The sequence below is a fragment of the Yersinia sp. LJYL362 genome, assembly GCF_048323875.1.
The window spans coordinates 1-18,977 of record NZ_JBLWEX010000232.1; the positions used below are offsets into that span (position 1 = coordinate 1).

Here is an 18,977-nt window from a genome sequence, read left to right on the forward strand (position 1 = left end):
TTCAGCTGCGAATTACTGCAACCTTATGGTCCGGTAAAAACTCAATTCGGTTACCACATTATTAAAGTGTTATACCGTAATTAAGTTCTTCATGCGCCACCTCGCCGGCGGCGCAAGTACCCTCTTCCATTTTTCTATTTATCGTTAATGCAAAGTGCTTTGCAGATAATGACTATTGGAAGAACAACATGAATATTATTAGCACTCGGCCTATCATCAGTTATATCTATACAAAATATCCACTTAACTTTACAAAAAACACACCCAATAGTATTAAGAAATTACATTAAAATGCTAAAAAAACACGACTGAAATGCAACCCACAAGAAAATCAACAAGAAAGATCTTATTAGTTTACGACTATTTTAGAAGAAATATCTTTAAATACACAACGTTAAATACTCAACCGCATTTGAATGCAACGAGCATTTCACCTATATCTAATTACTATATTGGAGTTTCAAATGAATAAGATTACTTTGGCTATCGCATTATTTTCTGCATCCAAACTGTAGCAATAGCAGCTAGCAATAATACTATTACTTTCCAAGGGGAAGTCACTGCTCAGACGTGTTCTGTTACCGTCAACGGCCTGGACGCTAACCCAATGGTATTATTGCCAACAGTATCAAATGGCGATTTAAATGCTTCAGGTAAAACTGCAGGTAAAACAACCTTTACTCTGAGTGTATCAGGCTGTGCAACAAGTGCTGATGATATTAATATCAAAACTGTCTTCGTGGGTAACCAAGTCACAGCGACGGGTAACTTAAAGAATAGCGGTACAGCGTCGAATGTTGAGCTTCAATTACTGAAAGATACAGTAACAACAACCGGTATCAATCTAAATAGTGGCATAACACAAGAGGGTATTGTATTGGAAGCGGGTAAAACATCAGCAGAGCATGATTTTGCGGTGCAATATTTTGCAACCGGTCAAGCAGGTCCTGGTTCTGTGATCGCCTCTGTACAATATGCAGTTTCCTACCTGTAATATCAGTATCGTAGGATAGGATATACTCTAAGTAATTGGAGTTGTGGGTAGGTGGCGAATATACAGTCAACCCCTGCAACTTCAAGTACCAGAGGCTTAACTATTCAACCAGTTTCCTTCAGAGGATATCCCCATCATGCTTAATATAAATAGCTACCGTTTCCTGCTTATTACTTTATTAATTCTTATTGGGATATCTTTTGCCAATGCCAGCGTAGTGATGAGCGGCAGCCGTATTATATATTCGGCAGGTGAAAAAGAGCATAGCGTCCAATTAACAAATAACGATGGTTTTCCTAATGCTGTTCAGGTTTGGTTAGATAGCGGCGATGCCCAATCAACCCCGGAGACAGGCAAAGCACCGTTTATTGTCAGCCCTTCTTTCTTCCGTATTGAAGCGAATGCAGGCCAAACATTACGGCTGAAATATACCGGTAGTGGTTTGCCAACGGATAGAGAATCTGTGTTCTACCTTAATTTTTTACAGGTTCCCCCCGTTAATAAAGCAGAAAAGAATAATAAAATGTTAGTGTTGATACGTAACCGGATTAAAGTGTTTTATCGGCCTGAAAATATTACTGGCCGAGTAGATCAAGTCTCCAGTGCTCTGACATTTAATGTACGCCAACAAGGTAAAGATGTTGTTGTGACTGGCAAAAACCCAACAGGATTCTATGCCACCATTGCCAGTGGTGAAGTCGTTGGGGGAGGTAAAAAGCTCAAAATGAAATCTGAGATGATCCCACCCATGTCTCAAGCTCAGTGGGTTATCCCAAATTCATCTGCACCTTCAAATGCTATTGTTAATTTCCTGTTAGTTAATGATTTCGGCGGGCAAGATACCGGTAGTTATAAAACTCAATAGCTATAAATTCAGTAGTAGCTTTCCGGCGAAGGAATATTTATGGGGCTTTCACAAGTCATTCCGAAAAAGAAGATCTCAGGCCGTAAGAAAGCATTAACACTGTGTATCACTTTAGTTTTACATGTCGATACTGTTTTGGCTCAGGAAGACCCACAGAATCTGGAATTTGATGAATCACTCTTTTTAGGAACAAAATTTGCCTCCGGTTTGAATCAACTCAATAAAGAGGATTCTGTTACACCGGGAAATTACGATGCTGTAGATGTTCTGATTAATAACAAATTATTCAAACACACCACGATTTAATTTATTAAGAATACCGATTCACCGGAGGTTTTCCCCTGCCCGAGTGATGAGTTCTTAACTGCGGCTGGTATTGAACTGGCCAATAAAAACAATACCACGCCTAAAGAACCTAATGCCGCTGAGGGAGAGTCAATACCTTCAGAATCTGCGGCGGCCACGCCCTCTGCCACTGAGAAGTGTTTACCGTTGGCGCAGCGAGTCAAAGGCGCGTCTTTTCATTTTGATCAGGCCAAACTGCGCCTGGAGCTTTCTATTCCCCAAGCATTATTAAAAAAACGACCTCGGGATTATATTGAGCGTACGGAATGGGAAGAAGGCGAAAAGCTCGCATTCGTTAACTACAGCGCTAACTTTTATCGTAGCGAGACGCAATCCCAGCAAAATAATACTTCTGACTATGGTTTTGTCGGCTTAAAAAGTGGCCTCAATCTTGGATTGTGGCAATTACGCCAACAATCAAATGTACGTTATGCCAGCAACAATAATAACAGCGATACCCAATGGAATAATATCCGCACTTATGTGCAACGCCCTATCTCAGCATTGGATAGCCAATTAACGCTGGGTGAAACATTTACCGACAGTACCTTATTTGGCACGATGTCATTTCGCGGGGCAAAAATGGCGACTGACCAGCGTATGTGGCCCCAATCCATGCGCGGTTTTGCACCAGAAGTTCGTGATGTTGCCAGCAGTAATGCGCGGGTAGTTATTCGTCAGAATGGGCGTGAAATCTATGAAACTAACGTCGCTCCCGGCCCATTTGTTATTAACGATTTATACAGCACCACCAGTCAGGGTGATCTTAATGTTGAAGTAATAGAAGCTAATGGGAGCCGTTCGACATTTACTGTGCCTTTCAGTGCTGTACCGGATTCAATGCGTCCAGGTGTAAGTCGTTATAATGCGGTGGTTGGGGAATCACGTGATTTCACCAATATTGACAGCTATTTCACTGATTTTACCTATGAGCGTGGTCTTACGAATCAGTTAACTGCCAATAGTGGTCTTCGTTTAGCGCAAGATTATACAGCATTACTTGTGGGGGGCGTATTAGGTACGTCGGTCGGTGCGTTTGGCCTTAATACCACCTATTCCCATGCCAAAGTTGAAGATAATAAAACCCAAGATGGTTGGCGGATGCAGGCCACCTATAGCCAGACATTTAATGAAACTGGCACCTCATTCTCACTGACTGGATATCGCTATTCAACCAAAGGGTATCGTGATTTAAATGATGTATTTGGGGTGCGTTCAGTGCAAAAGAATGGTGGTACTTGGGATTCATCAACATATAAACAGCGTAGCCAATTTACCACCACAATAAACCAAACGCTGGGGGGCTATGGGCAACTTTCAGCCTCAGCATCGACCAGTGATTATTATAACGATACACAGAGAGATACCCAGTTACAGCTAAATTATTCAAATAGTTATAAAGATATTAGCTACAACGTGGCACTGAGCCGCCAGCGCACAATTTATACCTCAACCCAGTTTGGTTGGGATGCCGATGACACGGACGAAACAATGACAACAACGCGCTACGGTAATACCGAAAATATCGCGTCATTAACTGTATCTATTCCACTGAATATTGGTGGCGGGAACCAATATCTTTCCATGTCTGCCAACCGTAATCCGAAAAGTGGCAATAACTATCAGACGTCATTATCAGGCACCGCCGGTGAACGTCATACTTTAAATTATTCAGTCAATGCGGGTTATGACGACAGTAATGTCAGCGGTAGCTCAAATAGTTGGGGCGCGAATGTGCAGAAACAATTCCCTTATGCCGGAGCCGCAGTGAGGGTGAAATTCGAAACGTTAACTGGCTATGCGGTATTAATTCAAACCCAAACCGCTGACGTTGAAGGATTACCACTGGGTTCAGATGTCTATAACAATAAAGATGAACTGGTCGGTATGGTGGGTCAGGGGAATCAGATCTATGTTCGAGTGAAAGAGAATAAAGGTTCACTTTATGTACGCTGGGGTGAAAACCGCAACGAGCAATGTGAATTACCTTATGATTTTACTAGCCAAGATACTGAGCAAGATATTATCCATTTAACAGGCAGTTGTCGCCGTTAACCATTATGAGAAAAATAATGTTTAAACCCACAGAGCAGTTAATATCTTGCAAAGTCTCACGGCCAACCATATCTGTTCATTCCCGTGGCCCATATATTGTGGCGGGAACAATGCTACTGATCGGGTTATTTAGCACCTCAGCATGGTCAGCTTGTACCCGAATTACCGCACAAAGTCAGCTGAGTGCCGGTGATGGTACGGCCAGCGCGTGGTCTGGTTCTCTGGATAATAATGGATCACTCGGCTTACCGGGCGTTATTGACCTCAGCACCAATGCGAATTTTCAACCTGACGGAACATTATTAGCCGCCGCGACATCCGACTTTACCACTTTTGCCCTGAATACCGGCTATGATCCTGAGCGGGTGCTATTCCGCTGTGCCGCAGCTGATGTTGACCAACTCTTCGAGATGTATGCCACTAATGGGGATAATGACTATGGTGGCAAAAATGAAGATGGCCTAATTGCCGGCAATGTCCCCTCCGGTTTTGCCACTGCCGTCGCCAATGTCGTAATCCGGCTTACAAATCTATCAACAGGTGAATATTACTCCCGTTTATGGAAAGGGCAACGCTTAACTAATCTTGATAAAGATAGTTCTGGCCGTATTCTGGTAAAAGCAAAAAATTTCAGTAACTTGTATACCGAATTATTTCGCATTAATTATACCCGCGCAGGCACTTATAATGTGGCCTCTTATGCTTACGCTTATACCCAACCCAATGCCTATATCGCCTTTAAAGGGCCGGGGATCAGCGGCCCTATTGAAGGAACCGACTCAGTATCAAACTGGCCCGGTTGGTATTCGACCTGGCCTGCCTCTATCGGGCTGTACAATTATGTGACTTTTCGTCGAACGACTATTTGCGCGGTAACTCATTTTACCCCGACAGTTATTTTACCCCGGATTTCGGTGGCGGAACTGAATAATGGAAGTTCAAGTTCGGCTGAGTTCAGTGTTGATTTCCAGTGCCAGACAGGCATTACCTCTGGCGTCAATGCCGGTGCGGTGGCTATGGGCTTTTTTGTCCCCGCAGCAAATGCAGCCAAAGCCCAAACATTAGGGTTAATGAATGGCAGCGGTGGTATTAGCCATTTGGTTTCCGATAATTATGGCGCAGCCGGAATGGCAAGTGGAGTGGGTATCCGAATCTACCGCAATAACACCCCGATTTATCTGCTATCAAAGAATGTGACTCAAACCGGTAATAACGGTGGCTGGTATGGCATTTTCCAAGGTGCGCAAGAAATAACCGGCACGGTAAGTGGCGGTAATAGTTACACTGAGAACTTTCGGGCTGAGTTAAGCAAAATCAGCGGTCAAACTGTGACGGCAGGAGCGGTGAATGCACATGCGCAAGTGGTTATCCGTGTCCAATAATATGCGTTTCAAATGCAGCTTGAATGGCTTGCTGTTATCACTTCTCATCGCCTGTAGTGTGCCAGTGTGATCGCAGAAAAGACACGTATTATCTTCAGCGAAGGCAGCACGGAAGAGTCATTACAACTGGTCAACAGTAATAGCTACCCGGTAGCGGTACAGGTTTGGGTGGATGATGGCGATTTGATGGCAACGCCGGAGAAAGCGATTTCTCCAGTATTAGTGTTGCCCCCACTGTTTCGATTACAACCACAAGCTCAACGCAGCCTGCGTTTAATTTTATCCGGTGCCAGCAAATTACCTTTGGATAGAGAATCTGCATTTTGGCTTAATGTTTACGAAATACCGCCTAAAGCCACAGCTAAAGTTGATGACGAGTCTTCCGTTACCCTGGCTTTGCGCATGCAATATAAAGTCTTTTATCGCCCTAAAAACTTGTCCGCCCCAGCAGATACCGTCAGCAAGGTATTAACTTTTGTCTTAGAACGTAACGGTAATACCGCCGCAGTTAAAGTGGATAATCCAACCCCTTATTATGCATCACTCGCTTCTCTGACATTGGGGTCGGCCGAAGGATTGCCAGATATGGTCGCCCCTTTTTCTAAGCTGGACTTTCCCCTCAATCGAGTCCCAACAGCAGACAGTAAAACGGTCAATTTTATCTTAATTGATGATTTAGGTAACCGTAAAGCGTTTAGCCGTGAGCTGAAATAAAAAACTTATCAATATAGACCGCCCAGAGCGACGGTCTATATGATTATTCGCGATATAACTTATTTCTTAAACCCCGGTTTACCATTTTCGGTCCGCCATTTTTTTATTTCAGCTAAAATACCCTCAGGGCTATCTTCCCGATCATCATTAGGATAATAAATCAAATCAGAACCATCTGGATGCTCGGTCAATTCCTCAAACCTTAGGATAGCTTCATCATGTTCAGCCTCGGATGGATATGCATCATAATAAATATCTTTCAAAAAACGTAAGAATTCCTGCTCTGTATAATCAGATAGATTTTTATTTTCCATTTACACTTCTCCATTCTTCAGTATATCTTGATTCCTGAGCTTAAATTATTCAGGAATTTCAAGATGCTTTAGCCACCGCGCAACAAAACCCACATATGGAAACCAGATGAGATAATTGCGAGGTTATTAATATTTAATTAATAAAGGGATATAAGCCATCAGAATGATGGCTTATATTATTACTGATGATATAAATTATTCTTTAAATCCGGGTTTACCATTTTCGGCTCGCCATTTCTTTATTTCACTCACAACCCCCTCGGGGCTATCATCTTGATGATCCTCGGGATAATAAATAAGATCAGACCCAGCAGGATGCTCACATAGTCGTTCAAATTCAAGAAGGTTTTGAATATCTTCTTCTTCAGATGTATTTTCCACATTAAAGAGTTTTCTTACTAATTCTAAAAATTCAGATTCCGTATAGTCAGATATAGTTTTTCCTTTCATCTTATTTCACCTCTTTATGAGTTTCTATATGCCTTTTAGGCGTTAATACTCTAATATTGTCAATGTCATAAACGGCACCATCTTTGCTGATAGGTTTCACATGATGAAGTTCATATTTTATCCGACCACCTACTCGCTCACTTTTTCTAGACGATGGAGCCTTACCATTCTTAATGTTTCCTAAATTACCAGATTTAAACTGTTTTGATAAAGTTGGATCACTCGCTACTGCCCGCCAAAACTCTTCCCTAAATCTATCAAAGCTACTGAACTTCCTGCCACGTAATTTATCCGCAATCTGTGCAGGAATGGCAGCTCCCTGCCCCTTACCCGCTTCCGCCAGCCAAATACCTAAAATCCATTCGCCTTGGCCTGTTACCTCACCCGGCTCATCCCGTGGGCTTTTAAGATAAACATATACCGGCTCCAGCCCCGACTCTGCCGGGAACCAGATGATGTAATCGTGGAAACTCATCTCCTCAGGGGTAAGGAAAGTCAGCGCTCCCCTCGTCGCCAGAATCTTGATATCAGTGCCGGTATGCTGCGGGAAAACGGGTGCACTGGCCGGTTGCGGCATAACCGAACTGGTAACCGTGCCAGGTGGATGTGCCGGGGTAAAGGTGAAAGTACGTGGCGGCAGGGTATCAGTGGTAAAAGTATAAACACCGCTTGAACGATCAAATTGCGCCATGCCCACTTTTACGTTAGCCGGGACATCGGCAACCCCGGTTTTTACTGCGTAAATACGGGTTTCATCATCCCTGTCCACCATCAAGATCCTGACAAATGAATTAACTTCGCCTTGCTGCGGTAGCGACGTTTCAGGGGATAGTATATAGCCGAGCGGGAAGCTGCCCGCTAAGGGGGGCAGTTCTGTACCTTGCTGCTCGTTATCGGAATAAAAACCCGCACCAATTGAAAAAACCAATGGATCTGCTAACGAGGAGTTATGCCAGCTAAATCTCCTTAATACCAGCCGCATTGAGGCATCTAGTTTAATCGCCTCCCGATAACTGAAGGTGACAGAGCCCGCTCCGCCCGCAGAAAAGCCAGGGAAACGTTCATCTTCTGCCATATAGGCGATTAAGGAGAAGGTATTGTTACGAATAGCCGCTTCTGCTTCAATTTGGGCCAGTACACCACAACCCGGTTCTTCTGTTTCTACTGCCCGCCATCCGTCTTCAATGTGTTGTCGCTCTGCCCTAAAGGCTGCCTCTACTGCCAGCCGTGCATTTTCAACTCGTTGTTGCCATTCCACAGATCCCACCGTCAGTGGCGCATTCTCAACGTGTTGCTTTTCCGCTACTTCGAATGGCCGCCATCCGTCTTCAATGTGTTGTCGCTCGGCCCTAAAGGTGGCCTCTACTGCCAGCCGGGCATTTTCAATTCGCTGTTGCCACTGCGCTGCCTCTGCTTCCAGCCGTGTATTCTCAATAGCTTGCTTTTCCGCTACTTCGACTGCCCGCCATCCGTCTTCAATGTGTTGTCGCTCTGCCCTAAAGGTGGCCTCTACTGCCAGCCGGGCATTTTCAATTCGCTGTTGCCACTGCGCTGCCTCTGCAGCCAGCCGTGCATTCTCAATAGCTTGCTTTTCCGCTACTTCGACTGTCCGCCATCCGTCTTCAATGTGTTGTCGCTCTGCCCTAAAGGTGGCCTCTACTGCCAGCCGTGCATTTTCAACTCGCTGTTGCCACTGCGCTGCCTCTGCTTCCAACCGTGCATTCTCAATACGTTGCTGTTCTGCGATTCCAAATTCAGCATTAGCAGATTGTTGTAGCACTAACAGCGTTTCATATTTGGCTTTTAGCTCAGCTATCCCCTCACTTAAGGTTTTGATCTCACTTTGTTTGACGAGTGCCAATGCCCGTAAATCGAGCCGTTGGCGCAAGTTTATAAAAATTAACCGGTTCTTCTCGCCCGCGAGAGAATTGTAACGCTGCCATATCGTCGCTTCTTCTTGTTGCAATAAAGAAATATGGCTTTCAAGTAATATGATATGCGCGGCTGTTTCTGTAACTTGCTTATCCGTCAGTGTTTTTTTCAGTTTTAACACATCTAGCGCTGAGCTAAACGGTTGTGTCATCGCTCCTTCAGCCGCTTCCCGTTCACGCCGAGCTGTTTCATAGGTATTGCGCGCTTCCTGCATCAGCTCATCAACATTGGTTATTCGAATGACAGAAAGGTACAGCGGTTCAATACCTGTGCTGTCGGGGAAAACGATAATGGCATCGTGACTATGGCGACCAACAGGAAGGCTAAATTCTTTGGGAGCCGCATTCTCAATCGGCGTCACTACCGGCCTTGCTGCTGGCTGTGTTGGCGCGGGTATATTGATGGGCATAGTATCAACGACACTGATATGTATCGGTGTGATACCCGGAATGGCCGCGGTAAAGACATCTGGCCTTGTCGTCATGACGGCCTTAATGACAGGTACTCGCTGCATGGCTATAGGTGCTTTAATCAGCACCGCTTTCTGTACTCCCTCTTCCGTCACATCACTGACCCGAATATTAACCGCAGCATCAGCGGCTACTTTTAATGTTTCTTTCGGTGTATCCGTAACTCTGTTGGCGGGAAGTGTGGAAGTGGTGAAGAACTGCCCTATCGGCGGGTCAGGCGCTATTCTTGACGGCATCATGCCCATAACCGCTACACCGACCGGGCTGGTGCGCATTAACCACGATCCCACACGGGTTAAATGGCCTTCGATAAACGCCGCCACTGCGGGAAGACGACTTAAAGTCACCCCCCAATGCCCATCAATTAAGGTGATAACGGCTGGCATCCCCCCGACCGCCATATAGGTTTGTAGTTCCGGGTTTTGCGCCAGATTCGCAGGAGTTGCCTGACGACTACGATCACCACCACGCCCACCACCGCGTTGACTGCCATGACCGAATTGACTGGGGCTGTAGTGATGGATAGCACCATAGGGCGTTTGTGACGTCCCCCAGCCTTTGCCACGGTTAGAGCCTCGGCCACCGGGCCCTGCCGGCCCCCCTTTAACGCCACCGGTTGGGCCACGAGCACCGTGGCCGGTTGTATTACTGTGTCCTTCGCCCATATCTTATTTCCTTATTTGTTTTTAATTTCCATCATGAATACGTATTTTTGACGAATATATTGACCGATTACACCTCCTGAGATTTATCTGTTATCACAATCACTCTTTATACATTTCCAGTGAAATATTAGATTGCGTTATGCATCCTTCAATAAAACTCTCAGCCATCTGTAATTGACGCCTAATTTCACGTTCGTTATATTTTTTCAATCGAGCAATGGAAGACTTTGACTGACCATAAATATAATGGCGTACAATAAGCTCCAGTTCTCTTTCTTTTGAAGCTCGCTGTAAATTACCAATGATATTATCAAGCGCTAACCCGTCATTATCACAGCAAGAAGCGGCCACCTTGCCTCCTGGCACTAACCCCTTAAATCCATTAGCAATATGCGGATAATCAAGATGGGAATGCTCTCTAGCCCAAACACCCCATCGGGCCAGAATAGTTTGAATATCACTCATCGCTTTTCTCCTTTTTATATTTAAAATCCTTCTTATGATGTAATTAACATCAGCCACAGTAATTTCATAAAACAAAAAGGCCTCACTAATTAGCGAGGCCTATTTATTATCAACGAAATAATTTTGTGATTTAGAAAATCAAAAAGCAGACATTCTTCGTGAGGTGTTTAACCACGATTAACACCTTACAAGAGTTTTATCGGGCCGTGATAGTATTAATTCACGAAATATTACTCTTCTCGAAAGGCAATCAATATGAAATAAAAAAGCCTCCCGTTACTGGGAGGCTTAATATCAAGTAACACACTACAGTCGGTTATTAACCAGCAACTGCGATACGTTTCATATCGGTCATATAGCCACGCAGCTTATGGCCTACAGCTTCGATTGGGTGGTTACGAATAGCTTCGTTTACATCGCGCAACTGGGCATTATCTACCGCAGCAGTACCAGCAACACTTTTACCCAAATCGCCTGCTTGCAGAGAATCCATAAACTTGCCTTTCAGCAATGGAACCGCGGCATTGGCGAACAGATAGTTGCCATATTCTGCGGTGTCAGAGATAACTACGTTCATTTCATATAAACGTTTACGCGCAATGGTATTCGCAATCAGTGGCAATTCATGCAGAGATTCGTAATATGCAGATTCTTCAATGATGCCAGAATCAACCATCGTTTCGAATGCCAACTCAACACCGGCTTTCACCATGGCAATCATCAACACGCCGTGGTCGAAATATTCTTGCTCAGAAATTTTGCCTTCAAACTGTGGCGCGTTCTCAAATGCAGTTTTGCCGGTCTCTTCACGCCAGTTCAGCAATTTCTTATCGTCATTGGCCCAGTCAGCCATCATCCCGCTGGAGAATTCACCAGAGATAATGTCATCCATATGTTTCTGGAACAGTGGGGCCATGATCTCTTTCAGTTGCTCAGACAATGCATAAGCACGCAGTTTAGCTGGGTTGGACAGACGGTCCATCATCAGCGTAATTCCGCCTTGTTTCAGCGCTTCGGTGATAGTTTCCCAACCGAATTGAACCAGTTTTTCAGCATAAGCAGCATCAGTACCTTCAGAAACCAGTTTGTCGAAGCACAACAGTGAACCGGCCTGCAACATACCGCACAGGATAGTTTGCTCGCCCATCAGGTCTGATTTAACTTCAGCAACAAATGAGGATTCCAACACACCCGCACGGTGACCGCCAGTGGCCGCAGCCCAAGCCTTGGCAATCGCCATGCCTTCGCCTTTAGGGTCGTTTTCCGGATGAACCGCGATTAATGTCGGCACACCAAAACCACGTTTGTATTCTTCACGGACTTCAGTACCAGGGCATTTTGGCGCAACCATCACCACGGTGATGTCTTTACGCACTTGCTCACCCACTTCTACGATGTTGAAACCGTGGGAATAACCCAGTGCCGCGCCATCTTTCATCAGTGGCTGAACCGCCTGAACCACAGCGGAGTGTTGCTTGTCTGGCGTCAGGTTAACAACCAAATCAGCCTGTGGGATCAGTTCTTCGTAAGTGCCTACTTTGAAACCATTTTCGGTCGCTTTACGCCATGAAACGCGCTTTTCAGCAATGGCTTCTTTACGCAGGGCGTAAGCCACATCCAGACCGGAATCGCGCATGTTCAAACCCTGGTTCAGGCCTTGTGCGCCACAGCCGACAATCACCACTTTTTTACCTTTCAGGTAGCCTGCTTCATCGGCGAATTCATCTCGTGCCATAAAGCGACACTTACCTAATTGCGCCAACTGCTGACGCAGGTTCAATGTGTTGAAATAGTTAGCCATGTTATTGCTCCGTTCGGGTTCTGTTCTGTGGGTGCAGCTATTGTATTAGTGACTGCAAACGAATGTGGTGTTTGTGTACTGTTTACTGTTTTTTCACATCCCCTGTCTGTGCTGGGGATTATCTTGGATTCACTATATGACAGGAAACACATTGCTGAAATTGATATATTAACAATGTGATATTGCAGATTTTGCAATACTCTTTATTTCTGATGCAATACAATAGCTCTTCTCACCCAAGAGGCTCTCTGTGATGGATTTACGCGACCTGAAATTATTTCTTCATTTGGCTGAAAGCCGCCATTTTGGCCGCACCGCCAAAGCGATGCATGTCAGTCCATCCACCCTGTCGCGCCAGATCCAGCGCCTGGAAGAGACCATCGGCCAGCCGCTATTTTTACGCGATAACCGCACAGTACAACTGACGGATGCCGGTACGCAGTTGAAATCCTTTGCTCAACAAACCTTGTTGCAATATCAACAATTGCGCCATGCCTTGGGCCAACACGGGCCATCGCTCAGTGGTGAGCTGCGGTTATTTTGCTCGGTTACCGCCGCTTATAGCCATTTGCCGCCAATTCTGGACCGTTTTCGTGCACGCCACCCACTGGTTGAAATTAAACTCACCACCGGTGATGCCGCCGATGCAGTCGATAAAGTACAATCCAATGAAGCGGATTTGGGGATTGCGGGTCGCCCTGAAGTGTTGCCCACCAGCGTGGCTTTTACCCAAATTGGCGAAATTCCATTGGTATTGATTGCCCCGGCCCTCCCATGTGCCGTGCGGTCGCAGGTATCGGTTGATCAGCCAGATTGGGCCACTATCCCGTTTATTTTGCCGGAACACGGCCCGTCGCGAAAACGCATTGATTTGTGGTTTCGCCGCCAGCGCATTACCAACCCATTAATTTATGCCACGGTATCAGGTCATGAGGCCATTGTGTCGATGGTGGCTCTAGGGTGTGGCGTGGCGCTTATTCCATCGGTGGTGGTAGATAACAGCCCAGAACCGGTGCGCAATCGTATTTCTCTGTTGGACGATATTTCGCTGGTTGAGCCATTTGAATTAGGGGTTTGCGTGCAGAAAAAACGGCTCAATGAGCCGTTAATTGAAGCTTTTTGGGCACTATTGTAGTTTTAAATCACATTAGAGAGAAGACTTCCCGGCCCCGAAGCATGACGACGAAAAGCCACGTCAGGGAGAAGGCTTCCCGGCCCCAAAGCACCATTAGTGACAGTTTCCGTAGCAGCAGGATTGATCTCCTTTGTTGGGAAACTGTTTATAGAATCTGCTAGTTGGCTGGTATCGCTAATAGTACTATTCGGCCAACTGTTTTCATATTTGCCATCAGAATTAAGAAATCGAGAGATATATGCATGCCCATTTGAGTCAAATTTCATTGTAGCATCATAAACTATTTCCCCATTTGTAACCGATACCTCTTGAAGACTAATTACCTTACCATCACGGTCATAAAACTGACTATTACTACGGGTGGTGTTTGTGTTATTTTCAGCGTCGTACGCGTATTCAGTTTTATATTGTGCGGTCAGAAAATACTTTTTGGAGGCAGAGTCAAACTCTCGTACTTTTACAGTCTGGCTAACAATGTTCCCATCCTGATGATTTTTGGTAATTTCAGCTATAAATCTACTATTATCCCTTCGTGCCTGCTGAACCTGAGTACCTTCAGCAATAAACTCATCTTTAGTCACTAGAAAACGCTTGCCATCAATAGTTTCATAGTGCTTGATAGGCTTACTGTCTAATAACTCTCTCTTCACCCTGGTTTCCGCAGGAGCAAGTGTGCTTGCATCTGATGGGGAACTGTTTAATTTAAAGCCTTGGTCAGATGTTTTTGACTCGCTAACTTGGTGTTTCTGTATTAATTTATTATTAACATTTTCTAATTCTGTCATTTTTTGAGGTTTAATCTGTTGTTCTGCCTCAACTCTATTAGTCTGTCTGGCAGTGTTATTAACAGCATCATAGTCAAAGTGGGCCACAGCAATTTTCTTCACATTATTATTAAAGTCAGATATTTCAGCAATGCTCTTCATCTTATTATTAGACGAATCAAACGTTTTAATGTTGACTGTTTTAACATTATTAATAACTTGTTCTTTTGTTACAACTGATCTTATTATTATTTTTCCATTATATGTAGCCTCGTCTTTTACCTTCCAGCCATTCTGCATATAACTCCGTGTTATCGTTTGTAATCGTTCAGAACCTCGACTAAGCGGTATAGCAGGTATATAATTAGATATTGATGAATTATCTAATGGCTTAATTGATGATTTAATTGATGCTAGTGAATCACGCATATATACACTCCGTCCTATTATTCTTCACTTTAAATAAGATAAGCTAATATAATTAGCCTGAATTATAGTTAGTTTATAATTATCAAACCATAAACTAACAAATCCAAATGTAATACTACACAGTAATAATAAATAAATATATTTGCAGAGCTTGTTTTTGAGAATGTATAATATAATTAATACAATTAAATATTAATATAAAAACCCAGAGATTATTAGCTCTGGGTTTTTATTAGTCTGAATAAGGATTTACTAGCTAAGATTCAGCCCGCGAGGAAGAACTTAAACGCCGGATTGTTAGTTTCATCATGACAATCGTAGCCCAACGCCGTCAGGTGCTGTTCAAATTGTGGTTCAGAGTCCGACAATTCAAAACCTGCCAGTACCCGACCAAAATCAGTGCCATGGCTGCGATAATGGAACAGCGAAATATTCCAGTGTGTGCCTAAGGTATGCAAAAACTTCAGCAATGCACCCGGTGATTCAGGGAATTCAAAACTGAACAGCCGCTCACGCAGTGGTTTAGAAGGACGCCCGCCGACCATATAACGCACATGCAGCTTGGCCATTTCATCATCAGATAAATCCACCACCTGATAACCTTTACCCTGCAATTCAGCCAGGATTTCAGCCCGCTCAGCATAACCACGCGTCAGCCGTACCCCGACGAAAATACAGGCGTTATCGGCATCAGCATATCGGTAGTTAAACTCGGTGACAGAGCGCCCCCCCAGCAACTCACAAAAACGCAGGAAACTGCCTTTTTGCTCAGGGATGGTCACCGCCAGTAAAGCTTCGCGTTGCTCACCTAACTCACAACGTTCTGAGACATAACGCAAACCATGGAAGTTGACGTTAGCGCCCGAAAGCACATGGGCCAAGCGTTCGCCTTGAATATTATGTTGCTGCACATACTTTTTAAGCCCTGCCAGCGCCAAAGCCCCTGATGGTTCAGCAATAGCGCGCACATCTTCAAATAAATCTTTTACTGCCGCACAAATAGCATCACTGTCGACGGTGATCACTTCGTCCAGATATTCCTGACACAGGCGGAATGGTTCATCGCCGATGCGCTTAACCGCGACACCTTCGGCGAACAGCCCGACACGAGCCAGATCGACCGGTTTGCCTGCATCCAGCGCGGCACGCAAACAGGCTGAATCTTCAGCTTCAACACCAATCACTTTAATCTGCGGCATCAGTTGCTTGATAAGCACAGCAACCCCCGCCACCAGCCCGCCGCCACCGACCGGAACAAACACCCGGTCAAGATGTGCGTCTTGCTGAAGAAGCTCCATCGCCAGCGTCCCTTGCCCGGCAATCACTGCCGGATGGTCAAACGGCGGCACAAAGGTGTAACCCTGCAACTGCGACAGTTCAATCGCTTTGCCTTTAGCTTCATCGAAATTAGCACCAAACAGCAGTACTTCTCCGCCAAAACCACGCACCGCATCCACTTTGATGTCAGCGGTTGCAACCGGCATGACAATCAGCGCTTTAATACCCAGCTTGCTGGCCGAAAGCGCCACACCCTGCGCATGGTTACCGGCAGAAGCTGTTATCACGCCACAGGCTTTCTGTTCTGCGGTCAGGCCAGCCAACATCGCGTAAGCGCCGCGCAGCTTAAAGCTGTGCACCGGCTGCCGGTCTTCGCGCTTAACCAAAATAGTGTTACCCAAGCGCGAGGAGATTTTTTCCATCACTTGCAGTGGAGTAACTTGCGCTACCTCATACACCGGGGCGCGAAGTATTGCTCGCAGATATTCTGCCCCACCGGGGGCAGTGGATAAGGGTTGTGATACCGCCATGGGGTTTAGCCTCCCAGCTTACTTTTGTCGCGCACAGCACCTTTATCAGCACTGGTTGCCAGTAAGGCATAAGCACGTAGCGCATAAGAAACCTGACGTTCGCGTGCTTTCGGTGTCCATGCCGCATCACCGCGCGCTAATTCTGCTGCACGGCGTACAGCCAGCTCAGCATCACTAACGTCCAGCTTCATAGCGCGGTTTGGAATATCAATATCAATGATGTCGCCATCTTGCACCAAAGCAATCAACCCACCACTGGCCGCTTCTGGCGAAGCATGACCAATAGATAAACCTGAAGTCCCGCCCGAGAAACGGCCATCGGTTAACAACGCACAGCTTTTGCCTAATCCCATCGATTTCAGGTAAGTGGTTGGATACAACATTTCCTGCATCCCAGGCCCACCTTTCGGCCCTTCGTAGCGGATAACCACCACATCACCCGCCACCACTTTGCCACCCAAAATAGCGGCAACAGCATCATCCTGACTCTCATAGACTTTGGCTGGGCCACGGAAGGTTAAGCTGTCTTTATCCACACCTGCGGTTTTGACGATTGAACCATTCTCTGAGAGATTGCCATATAACACCGCCAAACCGCCGTCTTGGCTGTAAGCATGTTCGCGAGTACGAATACACCCCTCTTGGCGGTCAGTATCCAATGAGGGGAAGCGGCAATCTTGTGAGAAGGCTTTCGTGGTGCGAATACCCGCCGGGCCTGCGGAGTACATCTGCTTGACTCCTTCATCTTTGGTCAGCATCACATCATAAGCTTCCAGCGTTTGTGGCAGGTTCAGACCCAACACGTTTTTCACTTCGCGATTCAGCAAGCCAGCGCGGTCCAACTCACCCAAAATCCCCACCACACCACCGGCGCGGTGCACATCTTCCATATGGTATTTCTGCGTACTCGGTGCCACTTTGCACAGATGCGGCACTTTACGGGACAAACGATCGATATCGCTGATATCGAAATCAATATCCCCTTCCTGCGCTGCCGCCAGCAAATGCAGCACGGTATTAGTGGAACCGCCCATGGCGATATCCAGTGTCATGGCATTCTCAAACGCCGCTTTGTTGGCAATGCTACGCGGCAAGGCGCTGATATCATCTTGTTCATAATAGCGTTTAGTCAGTTCAACAATGTGTTTGCCCGCATCGAGGAACAGTTGCTTACGATCAGCATGGGTTGCCAGCAATGAACCATTACCCGGCAACGCCAGTCCCAGCGCCTCATTCAGGCAGTTCATCGAGTTGGCGGTAAACATCCCGGAACAGGAACCGCAGGTTGGGCAAGCTGAGCGCTCAATCTGCTCGCTGTCGGCATCGCTGACATTAGGGTTTGCGCCTTGGATCATGGCATCGACCAAGTCCAGCTTGATGATTTTATCGGATAATTTGGTTTTACCGGCTTCCATCGGGCCGCCGGAAACAAAGATAACCGGAATATTCAAGCGCAGAGACGCCATCAGCATCCCTGGGGTAATTTTGTCGCAATTAGAGATACATACCATGGCATCCGCACAATGGGCATTAACCATGTATTCAACGGAGTCGGCAATCAATTCACGTGAAGGCAGTGAATAGAGCATGCCGCCGTGGCCCATCGCGATCCCATCATCCACCGCAATAGTGTTGAACTCTTTAGCCACACCGCCAGACGCTTCAATTTGCTCCGCTACCAGCTTGCCTAAGTCGCGCAAATGAACGTGGCCCGGTACAAACTGGGTAAATGAGTTAACTACCGCAATAATCGGTTTGCCGAAGTCATCATCGGTCATACCGGTTGCGCGCCACAATGCGCGGGCGCCAGCCATATTGCGGCCATGAGTGGTGGTATGGGAACGGTACTTAGGCATTGTGTCTTCACTCCAGTTTTTTGTATTGCAAATCAATTTGTTGTTGCAGATATAACCTGTTGCAGGTGGCGAACGAACCACCTGCTGATGCTGTCTGTCAGTTGTTATTTATTATGGATTGATCGGGTCCAACCAGCCCCATTTATCCTCGGTTTCACCGGTGAACAGGCCAAAGAACGCTTGTTGAATTTTGGCTGTGATCGGGCCACGTTTACCAATACCCACCTGAATACCGTCCACGCTACGCACTGGAGTGATTTCTGCCGCAGTACCCGACATAAACACTTCATCCGCCAGATAGAGAGATTCACGCGACAGCACTTGCTCACGCACCTCTAGCCCCATATCTTTCGCCAGTTTGATAATGGCATCACGGGTAATGCCCGGCAAAGCAGAAGAGGTAAACGGTGGCGTAAACAGAATGCCATCTTTCACTTCGAACAGGTTCTCACCCGCCCCTTCAGACAGGAAACCATGGATATCCAGTGCAATCCCTTCCTGATAACCGTGACGACGCGCTTCACTGCCCACCA

The 18,977-nt window shown here is 46.0% G+C and carries 12 protein-coding genes and 4 pseudogenes; 7 read left to right on the plus strand and 9 right to left on the minus strand.

All coding sequences use genetic code 11. The features are described 5' to 3' along the window. From ACNSO8_RS12860 to ACNSO8_RS12885, 6 genes and pseudogenes are all read left to right on the plus strand, one after another. Positions 1-84, plus strand: a pseudogene (locus ACNSO8_RS12860) (peptidylprolyl isomerase); the annotation flags it as partial. Between the two features lie 380 nt (positions 85-464). Continuing rightward, a pseudogene (locus ACNSO8_RS12865) lies at positions 465-994 on the plus strand (fimbrial protein). 136 nt (positions 995-1,130) lie between these two features. Further along, positions 1,131-1,859 carry a molecular chaperone gene (locus tag ACNSO8_RS12870; protein WP_418394834.1) on the plus strand — a complete coding sequence of 243 codons (729 nt, stop codon included), beginning with the start codon at positions 1,131-1,133 and terminating at the stop codon, positions 1,857-1,859. Between the two features lie 39 nt (positions 1,860-1,898). After that, positions 1,899-4,259, plus strand: a pseudogene (locus ACNSO8_RS12875) (fimbria/pilus outer membrane usher protein). Between the two features lie 110 nt (positions 4,260-4,369). Continuing rightward, the gene (gene stbD / locus ACNSO8_RS12880; RefSeq protein WP_418394844.1) at positions 4,370-5,641 is read left to right on the plus strand and encodes a fimbrial usher protein StbD; all 1,272 of its coding nucleotides are present in this window, start codon (positions 4,370-4,372) and stop codon (positions 5,639-5,641) included. After that, positions 5,607-6,355, plus strand: a pseudogene (locus tag ACNSO8_RS12885) (molecular chaperone). Before stbD ends, ACNSO8_RS12885 begins: the two are co-directional and overlap by 35 nt. 59 nt (positions 6,356-6,414) lie before the next feature. Here the strand turns inward: ACNSO8_RS12885 and ACNSO8_RS12890 are convergent. The 5 genes from ACNSO8_RS12890 to ilvC all read right to left on the minus strand — a co-directional run bounded on the left by ACNSO8_RS12890 (position 6,415) and on the right by ilvC (position 12,452). Next, positions 6,415-6,669 carry a bacteriocin immunity protein gene (locus ACNSO8_RS12890; RefSeq protein ID WP_418394835.1) on the minus strand — a complete coding sequence of 85 codons (255 nt, stop codon included), beginning with the start codon at positions 6,667-6,669 and terminating at the stop codon, positions 6,415-6,417. A gap of 195 nt (positions 6,670-6,864) precedes the next feature. Then, positions 6,865-7,119, minus strand: a complete 255-nt coding sequence (locus ACNSO8_RS12895; protein ID WP_418394836.1) for a bacteriocin immunity protein — start codon at positions 7,117-7,119, stop codon at positions 6,865-6,867. A 1-nt stretch (position 7,120) separates the two neighbouring features. After that, complete coding sequence (locus ACNSO8_RS12900) at positions 7,121-10,186, minus strand: S-type pyocin domain-containing protein (RefSeq protein WP_418394837.1); 3,066 nt, start codon at positions 10,184-10,186, stop codon at positions 7,121-7,123. 99 nt (positions 10,187-10,285) lie between these two features. After that, complete coding sequence (locus ACNSO8_RS12905) at positions 10,286-10,651, minus strand: antiterminator Q family protein (protein ID WP_418394838.1); 366 nt, start codon at positions 10,649-10,651, stop codon at positions 10,286-10,288. Between the two features lie 319 nt (positions 10,652-10,970). Next, positions 10,971-12,452, minus strand: a complete 1,482-nt coding sequence (gene ilvC, locus ACNSO8_RS12910; protein ID WP_418394839.1) for a ketol-acid reductoisomerase — start codon at positions 12,450-12,452, stop codon at positions 10,971-10,973. Between the two features lie 253 nt (positions 12,453-12,705). Between ilvC and ilvY the strand changes: the two genes are divergently transcribed. Further along, positions 12,706-13,587, plus strand: coding sequence for an HTH-type transcriptional activator IlvY (ilvY, locus tag ACNSO8_RS12915; protein ID WP_418394845.1), 882 nt, complete (start codon positions 12,706-12,708; stop codon positions 13,585-13,587). Between the two features lie 2 nt (positions 13,588-13,589). On the opposite strand, the gene ACNSO8_RS12920 is transcribed toward ilvY, so the two are convergent. From ACNSO8_RS12920 to ACNSO8_RS12935, 4 genes are all read right to left on the minus strand, one after another. After that, complete coding sequence (locus tag ACNSO8_RS12920; RefSeq protein ID WP_418394840.1) at positions 13,590-14,780, minus strand: hypothetical protein; 1,191 nt, start codon at positions 14,778-14,780, stop codon at positions 13,590-13,592. Positions 14,781-15,043: 263 nt separating this feature from the next. Continuing rightward, on the minus strand, positions 15,044-16,588 hold the full coding sequence (ilvA, locus tag ACNSO8_RS12925; RefSeq protein WP_418394841.1) for a threonine ammonia-lyase, biosynthetic: 1,545 nt from the start codon (positions 16,586-16,588) through the stop codon (positions 15,044-15,046). 5 nt (positions 16,589-16,593) lie between these two features. Beyond that, on the minus strand, positions 16,594-18,444 hold the full coding sequence (ilvD, locus tag ACNSO8_RS12930; protein WP_418394842.1) for a dihydroxy-acid dehydratase: 1,851 nt from the start codon (positions 18,442-18,444) through the stop codon (positions 16,594-16,596). Between the two features lie 111 nt (positions 18,445-18,555). Next, the coding region (locus ACNSO8_RS12935; protein ID WP_418394843.1) for an aminotransferase class IV at positions 18,556-18,977 on the minus strand (422 nt) is incomplete at its 5' end.